This is a genomic window from Arthrobacter vasquezii, from assembly GCF_029455255.1.
GTDB lineage: Bacteria > Actinomycetota > Actinomycetes > Actinomycetales > Micrococcaceae > Arthrobacter_D > Arthrobacter_D parietis.
In genome coordinates, this window is sequence record NZ_JAROKN010000099.1 from 1875 (window position 1) to 3778 (window position 1904).

1 rRNA gene (only partly in view) is annotated in these 1904 nt (G+C 54.8%); it reads left to right on the plus strand.

The window, feature by feature from the left end:
* Window positions 1-335 precede the first annotated feature (335 nt).
* Window positions 336-1904 (plus strand): 23S ribosomal RNA (locus P4U43_RS17455) (it continues 1682 nt past the right edge of the window).

Below are 1904 nucleotides of genomic sequence, written 5' to 3' on the forward strand. Positions count from 1 at the left end.
TTTGGGAAAGGGCTGGTTGGTTGCTGGTTCGGTAGTGTGTGGCACACTGTTGGGTCCTGAGGCAACAGGGGCTGGGTTTCTGCTGGGGATGAGTCGCACGGTTGTGTGGTTTGTTTCGGGTGGGGGTTTGGTTGGCTGGTGTTTCTGGTTTTCCTGGGCATTACCGCTCATGTCTTGATCCTGTTTGTTTGGGGTTGTGGGGTGTGGGTGGTGTGTTGACTGGGGTTGTTGTTTGAGAACTGCATAGTGGACGCGAGCATCTTAAATTTTGTGTATGCACGCAATCGTTTGGCATGGCCGGCTCTTTGGGGTTGGTTGTGTTGGTTGTGTGTGATCGTCAAGTTTTTAAGGGCACACGGTGGATGCCTTGGCATCAGGAGCCGAAGAAGGACGTGGGAATCTGCGATAAGCCTGGGGGAGTTGATAACCGAACTTTGATCCCAGGATGTCCGAATGGGGAAACCCCGCTCAGCGCGCGAGTGACTGGGTGACCCGTACCTGAACACATAGGGTGCGTGGGGGGAACGTGGGGAAGTGAAACATCTCAGTACCCACAGGAAGAGAAAACAATAGTGATTCCGTTAGTAGTGGCGAGCGAACGCGGATGAGGCTAAACCAGTGGTGTGTGATAGCCGGCGGGCGTTGCATCTCTGGGGTTGCGGGACTTTCCGTATCAGTTCTGCCGGACTGGTGAAGTGAGTGCAGGCGTATAGGTGAACGGGTTTGAAGGCCCGACCGGAGTGGGTGAGAGTCCCGTAGCTGTAATGCGTGCTGCCGCTTGGAGAGTATCCCAAGTAGTACGGGGCCCGAGAAATCCCGTGCGAATCTGCCAGGACCACCTGGTAAGCCTAAATACTCCCTGATGACCGATAGCGGACCAGTACCGTGAGGGAAAGGTGAAAAGTACCCCGGGAGGGGAGTGAAATAGTACCTGAAACCGTGTGCCTACAATCCGTCAGAGCGGGATTTTGTCCTGTGATGGCGTGCCTTTTGAAGAATGAGCCTGCGAGTTAGTGTTACGTCGCGAGGTTAACCCGTGTGGGGTAGCCGTAGCGAAAGCGAGTCTGAATAGGGCGAGTGAGTGGCGTGATCTAGACCCGAAGCGAAGTGATCTACCCATGGCCAGGTTGAAGCGACGGTAAGACGTCGTGGAGGACCGAACCCACTTCAGTTGAAAATGGAGGGGATGAGCTGTGGGTAGGGGTGAAAGGCCAATCAAACTTCGTGATAGCTGGTTCTCCCCGAAATGCATTTAGGTGCAGCGTTGCGTGTTTCTTGCCGGAGGTAGAGCTACTGGATGGCCGATGGGCCCTACAAGGTTACTGACGTCAGCCAAACTCCGAATGCCGGTAAGTGAGAGCGCAGCAGTGAGACTGTGGGGGATAAGCTTCATAGTCGAGAGGGAAACAGCCCAGACCACCAACTAAGGCCCCTAAGCGTGTGCTAAGTGGGAAAGGATGTGGAGTTGCTCAGACAACCAGGAGGTTGGCTTAGAAGCAGCCATCCTTGAAAGAGTGCGTAATAGCTCACTGGTCAAGTGATTCCGCGCCGACAATGTAGCGGGGCTCAAGTACACCGCCGAAGTTGTGGATTTCAAATGTTAGCCAAGCCGGAGACTTGTTCTCCTGAGTTCAGGCGTTTGGAGTGGTAGGGGAGCGTCGTGTGGGCAGTGAAGTCGCGGTGTAAACCAGCGGTGGAGCCTACACGAGTGAGAATGCAGGCATGAGTAGCGAAAGACGGGTGAGAAACCCGTCCGCCGAATGATCAAGGGTTCCAGGGTCAAGCTAATCTGCCCTGGGTAAGTCGGGACCTAAGGCGAGGCCGACAGGCGTAGTCGATGGACAACGGGTTGATATTCCCGTACCGGTGAAGAACCGCCCATACTGAACAAGGGATACTAACCA